This is a genomic window from Curtobacterium sp. B18, assembly GCF_000333375.1.
GTDB lineage: Bacteria > Actinomycetota > Actinomycetes > Actinomycetales > Microbacteriaceae > Curtobacterium.
This window is the reverse complement of sequence record NZ_BACZ01000077.1, coordinates 1-6,984: the sequence shown is the minus strand read 5'-3', so window position 1 is coordinate 6,984 and position 6,984 is coordinate 1. Positions and strand designations below refer to the sequence as shown.

Genomic DNA, 6,984 nt, shown 5'->3' with positions numbered 1-6,984 from the left:
CTCGTCGCGCTCACGCTGGCGGGCTGACCGGGTCGGCGCGGATCAGTCGACGACCTTGACGCCCTTCCAGAACGCCACGTAGCCCGAGTAGTCCTTGCCGACGCGGTCGAACGACGACGGGATCGGCGTCGGGTACGACCATGCGTTGTCCTGCAGCGCCTGCCCGTCCACGTTCTTCTGACGCGACCGGCTGACGGACCGGCGCGGCCCGCTCAGCGGTGACGCGCCGGCGGCACCCGGGACGCGCCGACCGCGCCTCCGGTCAGGACACGTGTGCCCTGGTGAGCGCTTCGCGCATCGCGGCCCGCGCCCGCTTGCGGTCACCGGCGGCGTCGTAGACGACGCCGAGGCGGTACCAGCCGCGCCAGTCGGCCGGGTCGTCCTCGACGGCGGCCCGGTACTGCGGGAAGAGCTCGTCGGCCGCCTCACGCAAGGGGCGACCGGACGGCCGGACCGGCACGACGTCGGCCGGGGCCCCGCCCTCGCGCTCCAGCCGGGCGCCGAGCCGCGTGATGCGCAGCCCGAAGCGGAACTCGAGCACGAGCAGCAGTGCGCCGATCGCCGCGACGACGAAGAGCGCGACACCGATGCCGATGCCGATCGGGATGCCCGTCGCGATGAACGCCACCGCGCGCTGCCCGACGAGGACGATGTAGAGCGCGAGGAGCAGCGCCATGAGCGCGGCGCCCCAGAAGGGCGAACGGAGCAACCGGGGCAGGCGCACGGTGTCAGCCGATGCCGAGGACGCTGCCGAGGCCGACCGTGAGACCGCGCATCGACCCCACGGCGGACAGTGCCGCCCGGATGCCGGCGACGTACGCGACGTCGTCGTTCGTGTCGTGCCGGATGGTCAGGGTCTCGCCGGGGCCGCTCAGCACCACGTCCTGCACGGCCGTCACGCCCGGCAGCCGGAGCGAGTGGATCGGGACGCTCGCGACCTGCTGCCCGCGAGCGCGCTGGTCGACGTGGGGTGCGTCGACCGGACCGACCTCGCGGCGGGCGTCGGCGATGAGCTCGGCGGTGCGGACGGCGGTGCCGGACGGGGAGTCGATCTTGGCGGCGTGGTGCGTCTCGACGATCTCCACCGAGGGGAACCACGGTGCGGCGATGGTCGCGAGGTGTGTGCCGAGGACCGACCCGATCGAGAAGTTCGGGACCACGAAGACCCCCTGCTCCGGGCGTTCCTCGAGCCCAGCACGGAGCGTCGCGAGTCGGGCGCCGGACCACCCGGACGTGCCGACGAGCACGTTGGCGCCGCTCGCGAGGGCGTTGTCCACGATCGCCGGGCTGAGGGCCGGGACGGTCACGTCCACCACGATCGCCGCGCCGCCGAACACGTCGGGCCCCGCTTCGTGCGCACCGTCCTTCGAGGACAGGCTCGTGACGAGCTCGAAGTCGGACAGTTCCTCGACGACGGCGGCCACGAGGCCCCCGAGACGACCGGTGGCGCCGACGACGGCGACGGGAGTGACCATGCCCACCATCCTAGGATCGACGCATGACGCTCGAGGTCAGGACCGTGCCGGCAGACACCCCCGAGGTCGACGCGCTGCTCGACGCCTACCTCGACGAACGCGAGGCCACGTTCCCGAGCGCGCAGGGCTCCTACGCCAGGAAGCGGACCCCCGCGGCCGAGTTCACCCCGCCACGCGGCACCTTCGTCGTCGCGTCCGAGGACGGCCGGGCCGTCGGGTGCGGCGGGCTGCGGCGGATCCCGGACGACGGCGACGACGTCCGGTTCGAGGTGAAGCACGTGTTCGTGACCCCGGACGGTCGCGGGCGCGGGGTCGCGACGGCGGTGATGGACGCGCTCGAGGCCGGTGGGGCGGCGCTCGGCGCGACCGCGATCGTGCTCGACACGAACGACTCCCTCGTCGCCGCGGGGGCGATGTACCGGAGTCGGGGCTACGAGCGGGTGCCCGCGTTCAACGACAACCCGAACGCGACCGCCTGGTACCGCAAGCCGGTGCGCTGAGGCGGGTCGCGCCTCCTGGACGGTCCCGCGGCGGCGGCCGCTAGACGGGCTGGCCCACCGGCAGCCCGGTGCGGAGCTCGACCGGCAGGTGCGCCAGGTCGTTCAGCGCGACCACCTCGGCCGGCTTGGCCGAGCGGATCCGGATGATCGTGAGCGCCGTGTGCGCGACGTTCGTCCCCATCCAGCGCCACTCCGGCGCCTGGAACGCCTCGCGCACGAACCAGCCGATGACGGCGTTGTGGGTGATGAGCAGGTCGTGCCGGTCCTCGCGCGCCGGGGTGAACCACTCGGCGACCGCGTCGCCCATCTGGGCCTGGCCGGCGATGATCTCCTCTTCGGTGATGCCGCCGTACCAGCCCTGGTACGCGTGCGGCATGTCCGGCGTCGGTCCGGAGGGGATGCAGTCGAAGAGCAGCGTCGAGGGTTCCGGTTCGATCGCCGGCAGCCGCTGCGCCAGGAACGACGCGGTCTCGCTCGGCGCCTCGAGCGGCGAGTGGTAGACGCCGTCGAAGGGCACGCCGCCGAGGCGGTCCGCGACGAGCATCGCCTGACGCTTGCCGCGTTCGGACAGCCGGCCGTCCCGGAGTCCGTGTTCCGCGTCCTGGTGCTCACCGTGTCGGACGAGGTAGAGGTAGTGCGACATGTCGGTGCTCAACCGCCGATCCCGATCGCTTCCGCGAGTTCGTCCTGCTGCACCGCGCCGACCACCGAGGTGATCGTGGGGCGGGTCAGGAGATCACGGGCCAGCTCGAGGACGTCGTCGGTGGTGACCTGGTCCACCCGCTCGAGGGCGGTGGCGAGGTCGGTGAACTCCCCCGTACCGAGCTCGGAGCGGCCGAGCCGGGTCATCCTGGCGTCGGAGTCCTCGAGCGAGAGCGTGAGCGCACCCTCGATCTGCCCCTTCGCGCGGCGCAGCTCGTCGCTCGTGATGCCGTCGTCGACCATGCGGCGGAACTCGGCGTCGACGATCTCGATCACACCGGCGACGTTGTCGGGCGCACAGCCGGCGTAGACGCCGAAGGCGCCGTTGTCGAGGTAGGCAGGCGCGAAGGAGCTCACCGCGTAGGCGAGCCCGCGGCGCTCGCGGACCTCTTGGAAGAGGCGCGAGCTCATGCCGCCGCCGAGCACGGCGTTCCGTCCAGCCCTTCACGGAGGTGCAGACCTCCAAGAGCAGCGGGTACGTCAGCGGCGGGCAGGCAACTGCGAAGTGCAAGGTGACGGTGAAGCGCGGTGTACTGACTCCGTGGGGAACGGTCGCCTGGAGCACCTACTCCGCGATCCAGCGTCTCAGCGCGAAGGGCAACGGCGCCATCACCGCCAACCGGTGGGAGTGAACGAGACGGCATCGCGGATCGAGGAGAAGATCATGAACCCATTCGTCCCGACGACGTTCGACGGCGCGCTGATGGCCGTGGCGGTCGGCGCACTCATCCTGGCGCTCACTGCCTTCGTGTCGCTGCTGCTCTCCAGGACGGCCTCGGGCTGGCACCTGCTCGCCTGGGCGCTCGTCGTCCTCGTCGTCCCGATCGTCGGGCCGGTAGCGTGGTTCGTCGCCCGGCGACGTGAGCAGTCGACCGCACGCAGCACCCCGTGACCGCAGTGCCAGCGGGACCTGCGCACCGGACGGTCGCCGCGCCTTCGGGCCCGCTCGCGAGCTGAGCGCCTGCAACGCGACGAACACGACGGGAAGCGCCTAGCGCCCGGCCGGCACGGCCGCGCCGACGAGCTCCGCCCGCACGATGTCCGCACCAGCGGACAGCGCGCTGAGCTTCGCGAGCGCAGCGTCCCGCGCCAGCGGCGCCATCCCGCAGTTGGAGCTGGGGATGAGCTTGTCGGCGTCGACGAACTCGAGTGCCCGACGGAGCACCTCGGCGACCTCGTCCGGGGTCTCGACGGTCTCGGTCGCGACGTCGATCGCGCCGAGCATGACCTTCTTCCCGCGGATGAGTTCGACGAGGTCGAGCGGCACGTGGGAGTGGATGCACTCGAGTGACACGATGTCGATCGACGACTGCTGCAGCAGCGGGAAGGACTGCTCGTACTGTCGCCACTCGGCGCCGAGCGTCTCCTTCCACTTGTTGTTCGCCTCGATGCCGTACCCGTAGCAGATGTGCACGGCGGTCTCGGCGGTGTGCAGGCCCTCGGCGGCACGCTCGAGTGCGGCGACGCCCCAGTCCTGCACCTCGTCGTGGAAGACGGTGAAGGCGGGCTCGTCGAACTGGATGATGTCGACGCCGGCGTCCTGGAGCTCGCGGGCCTCTTGGTTGAGGATGGTGGCGAACTCCCACGCGAGCTTCTCGCGAGACTTGTAGTGCTGGTCGGAAAGCGTGTCGATCATGGTCATCGGGCCAGGGAGCGCCCACTTGATCGGCCGGTCGGTCTGGGCGCGCAAGAACTTCGCGTCCTCGACGAACACGGGGGCGGGGCGGCTCACGGCGCCGACGACCGTGGGGACGGCGGCGTCGTACCGGTCGCGGATCCGGACGGTCTCCTTGCGCTCCTGGTCGATGCCGTCGAGGTGCTCGATGAACGTCGTCACGAAGTGCTGCCGGGTCTGCTCGCCGTCGCTGACGATGTCGAGGCCGCGCTGCTCCTGCTCGTGCACGGCTGCGCGGAGGGCGTCCTGCTTGCCCTCGGTCAGCGCGGCGCCGTCGAGCAGCCACGGGGACCAGAGTCGTTCGGGCTCGGCGAGCCAGGACGGTTTCGGCAGGCTGCCGACGATCGCGGTGGGGAGGAGAGACGTCATGCGCGTGCGGATCCTGTCAGGAGGGAACGGGGTCAGAGGGCAACGGTGGCTTCGGCGGCGAACCGCGAGAGGAGGGCGTGGTGCGGCGTCACGAGGTGCTCCTCGGTCCACCGGCCCTGGGTGATCCCGAGGCGGCTGCGCTCCTCGCGGTCGTAGGTGACCGGGGTCGGCGTGAAGTCGGTGTGGTCGAGGGTGGGGCGGTAGGTGTCCCCGGCCGGCGTGTTCGCGGCGTAGATCTCCGGACGGTAGATCTTCTGGAAGGTCTCCATCGTGGCGATGGTGCCGATCAGCTGGAGGTCCGAGTAGTCCGCGGTGACGTCACCGCGCGAGTAGAACGCGAGCGGGGCCGACGCTCCGGCGGGCTGGAAGTACCGGACCTGCATGCCCATCCGGCCGAAGTAGTCGTCGGTGAGCGAGGAGTGCTCGTGCTCGTACTCGGCGCCGAGCACCGGGTGGACGTACCCGGTCCGGCGGTAGGTCTGGCTCGTCGAGACGCTGATGCAGACGACGGGCTCGGCACCGAACGCGTCGTGGAACGCCGACGACGAGAGGAACCGCTGGAAGAGCGCCCCGTGCAGCACTCCGAAGTCGGACGGCAGGCCCTCTGACGACGGCAGCAGCACCGAGAAGTCGTAGTCCCGCAGGTACGACGAGAAGTTGTTGCCGAGGATGCCGCGGTGGCGCTCACCGGTGTGCTGGTCGACGATCGTGACGTCGAGCATCTCGAGCAGCGGGAACTCGGCGTCCGATCCACCGTCGGAGAACTGCAGCGAGGCCGAGACGATGTCGAGCTCCAGGCGGTAGCGGTCCCCGGCAGCCAAGAGGTCGTTCGCGCGCCCGTCGATCATCGCCAGCGCAGCACGGAGGTTCTCCTGCCGGCGCTCGCCGCGCGCCAGGTTGGCGAAGTTCGTGGTCAGCCGGGAGCTGTCCGACGGGGAGTAGTCCTCGTCGAACCGGGTCCGGGTGATGCTGAAGGTGAGGTCGTTCGCCATGGTCGGCAATCTGTTCGTCGAGCTGCCCGTGGGCACGGTGGGAAGGATGCATCGATCATGACCGGAACCGAGGGTCATCAGGTAATACCGAGACACTATGCGGCGGTATAGCCTCGGCCTATGGCCCGGGTCTCGAACGACATCACGCTGCAGCAGCTCCGGTACTTCATCGAGGTCGCGACCGAGGGCTCGATGAGCGCCGCGGCCGATCTGCTCTACGTGTCGCAGCCGACCATGTCCGCGGCGATGAAGGACCTCGAGACACGGATCGGGCGCCCGCTCTTCACCCGCTCGGCCCGGGGGGTGGTGCTCACCGTCGACGGCGTGGAGTTCCTCGGGTACGCCCGGCAGGTCGTCGAGCAGGTCTCCTTGCTCGAGCAGCGCTACGTCGGCCGGCAGGCATCGCGTCGGCTGCTCGGGGTGTCCGCGCAGCACTACTCGTTCGCGGTCGAGGCCTTCGTCCGGATGGTCGAGGGTGCGGCGGCGGACGAGTACGAGTTCTCGCTCCGTGAGACCCGCACCTGGGACATCATCGAGGACGTCCGGACGCTGCGCAGCGAGGTCGGGATCCTCTACCGCAACGACTTCAACAAGCAGGTGCTCGGGAAGCTCCTGCGGGACGCCGGGGTCGTGTTCACCCCGCTGTTCGTCGCGGAGCCGCACATCTTCGTCTCCCGCCGGAACCCGATCGCGGCCCGGGAGCGCGCCACGCTCGCGGACCTCGAGGACCTGCCCCGACTCACGTTCGACCAGGGCGCGAACAACTCCTTCTACCTGGCCGAGGAGATCCTGTCGACGATGTCGAGCAAGCGCGAGATCCGCGTCTCGGGCCAGCGGCCTCCAGGGCGTCGCGGACCTTCCCGACCGTCACGGCGAGCTGCTCGACGGTCGGCGCGCCGACGAACACCGCCTCGGCGTTCTCGGCCGCGAAGCGGATACCGCGCGGCGAAGCGCCGGCCTGGTAGATCACGGGCGAGCGCTGCACGGACGGTTCGGAGAGGTGGATCCCGGGGACGTCGAAGTGCGTGCCGTGGTGCTCGATCGGGTGCACCTTGGCGGGGTCGGTGAAGACGCCGGTCTCGCGGTCCTCGACCACGGCGTCGTCCTCCCACGAGCCCTCCCACAGCTTGTAGAGGACCTCGAGGTACTCGTCGGCGACGTCGTAGCGGTCGTCGTGCGAGAGCTGGTCGGTCTGGCCCATGTTCCGCGCGGCGCTCGGCAGGTAGCCCGTCACCACGTTCCAGCCGACACGGCCCTTCGTGAGGTGGTCG

Annotated in this window: 10 protein-coding genes and 2 pseudogenes; 4 read left to right on the top strand and 8 right to left on the bottom strand. The window is 70.6% G+C overall.

All coding sequences use genetic code 11. The annotated features are described in order from the left end of the window. Positions 1-42 precede the first annotated feature (42 nt). The 3 genes and pseudogenes from I5E_RS25915 to dapB all read right to left on the bottom strand — a co-directional run. Positions 43-159, bottom strand: a pseudogene (locus I5E_RS25915) (DUF427 domain-containing protein); the annotation flags it as partial. Between the two features lie 103 nt (positions 160-262). Next, a complete protein-coding gene (locus I5E_RS02180; RefSeq protein ID WP_441294319.1) occupies positions 263-724 on the bottom strand; it encodes a tetratricopeptide repeat protein in 462 nt (153 codons plus the stop codon). 4 nt (positions 725-728) lie between these two features. Continuing rightward, positions 729-1,475 carry a 4-hydroxy-tetrahydrodipicolinate reductase gene (gene dapB, locus I5E_RS02175; RefSeq protein ID WP_031261119.1) on the bottom strand — a complete coding sequence of 249 codons (747 nt, stop codon included), beginning with the start codon at positions 1,473-1,475 and terminating at the stop codon, positions 729-731. A gap of 23 nt (positions 1,476-1,498) precedes the next feature. On the opposite strand from dapB, the gene I5E_RS02170 reads away from it, so the two are divergent. After that, complete coding sequence (locus I5E_RS02170; RefSeq protein ID WP_022905548.1) at positions 1,499-1,975, top strand: GNAT family N-acetyltransferase; 477 nt, start codon at positions 1,499-1,501, stop codon at positions 1,973-1,975. A gap of 40 nt (positions 1,976-2,015) precedes the next feature. Here I5E_RS02170 and I5E_RS02165 read toward each other — a convergent pair whose 3' ends face one another. Both I5E_RS02165 and I5E_RS02155 read right to left on the bottom strand, forming a co-directional pair. Next, positions 2,016-2,618, bottom strand: coding sequence for a histidine phosphatase family protein (locus I5E_RS02165; protein WP_031261117.1), 603 nt, complete (start codon positions 2,616-2,618; stop codon positions 2,016-2,018). Positions 2,619-2,626: 8 nt separating this feature from the next. Further along, a complete protein-coding gene (locus tag I5E_RS02155; RefSeq protein ID WP_022905546.1) occupies positions 2,627-3,103 on the bottom strand; it encodes a M16 family metallopeptidase in 477 nt (158 codons plus the stop codon). 26 nt (positions 3,104-3,129) lie between these two features. Between I5E_RS02155 and I5E_RS24135 the strand changes: the two genes are divergently transcribed. Both I5E_RS24135 and I5E_RS24130 read left to right on the top strand, forming a co-directional pair. After that, positions 3,130-3,309, top strand: coding sequence for a hypothetical protein (locus I5E_RS24135; RefSeq protein ID WP_022905545.1), 180 nt, complete (start codon positions 3,130-3,132; stop codon positions 3,307-3,309). 32 nt (positions 3,310-3,341) lie between these two features. After that, entirely contained in the window at positions 3,342-3,569 is a 228-nt protein-coding gene (locus I5E_RS24130; protein WP_031261116.1) for a PLDc N-terminal domain-containing protein, read from the top strand. Positions 3,570-3,668: 99 nt separating this feature from the next. On the opposite strand, the gene I5E_RS02140 is transcribed toward I5E_RS24130, so the two are convergent. Together I5E_RS02140 and I5E_RS02135 are read right to left on the bottom strand one after the other, a co-directional pair. Then, on the bottom strand, positions 3,669-4,721 hold the full coding sequence (locus tag I5E_RS02140; protein ID WP_022905543.1) for a methionine synthase: 1,053 nt from the start codon (positions 4,719-4,721) through the stop codon (positions 3,669-3,671). 32 nt (positions 4,722-4,753) lie between these two features. Then, the gene (locus I5E_RS02135) at positions 4,754-5,713 is read right to left on the bottom strand and encodes a putative oxygenase MesX (RefSeq protein ID WP_022905542.1); all 960 of its coding nucleotides are present in this window, start codon (positions 5,711-5,713) and stop codon (positions 4,754-4,756) included. A 120-nt stretch (positions 5,714-5,833) separates the two neighbouring features. Between I5E_RS02135 and I5E_RS02130 the strand changes: the two are divergent. Next, positions 5,834-6,541, top strand: a pseudogene (locus I5E_RS02130) (LysR family transcriptional regulator); the annotation flags it as partial. On the opposite strand, the gene I5E_RS23175 reads toward I5E_RS02130, so the two are convergent. Then, the gene (locus I5E_RS23175; RefSeq protein ID WP_261974839.1) at positions 6,453-6,947 is read right to left on the bottom strand and encodes an LLM class flavin-dependent oxidoreductase; all 495 of its coding nucleotides are present in this window, start codon (positions 6,945-6,947) and stop codon (positions 6,453-6,455) included. The pseudogene I5E_RS02130 and the gene I5E_RS23175 sit on opposite strands and share 89 nt — an antisense overlap. Between the last annotated feature and the right edge of the window lie 37 nt (positions 6,948-6,984).

What these genes read in the sequence shown, in the direction of transcription:
- I5E_RS02170 (WP_022905548.1), top strand. Translation starts at nt 1,499, where the DNA reads ATGACGCTCGAGGTCAGGACCGTGCCGGCAGACACCCCCGAGGTCGAC.
- I5E_RS02165 (WP_031261117.1), bottom strand. Translation starts at nt 2,618, where the DNA reads ATGTCGCACTACCTCTACCTCGTCCGACACGGTGAGCACCAGGACGCG.
- I5E_RS02135 (WP_022905542.1), bottom strand. Translation starts at nt 5,713, where the DNA reads ATGGCGAACGACCTCACCTTCAGCATCACCCGGACCCGGTTCGACGAG.
- I5E_RS24130 (WP_031261116.1), top strand. Translation starts at nt 3,342, where the DNA reads ATGAACCCATTCGTCCCGACGACGTTCGACGGCGCGCTGATGGCCGTG.
- dapB (WP_031261119.1), bottom strand. Translation starts at nt 1,475, where the DNA reads ATGGTCACTCCCGTCGCCGTCGTCGGCGCCACCGGTCGTCTCGGGGGC.
- I5E_RS02140 (WP_022905543.1), bottom strand. Translation starts at nt 4,721, where the DNA reads ATGACGTCTCTCCTCCCCACCGCGATCGTCGGCAGCCTGCCGAAACCG.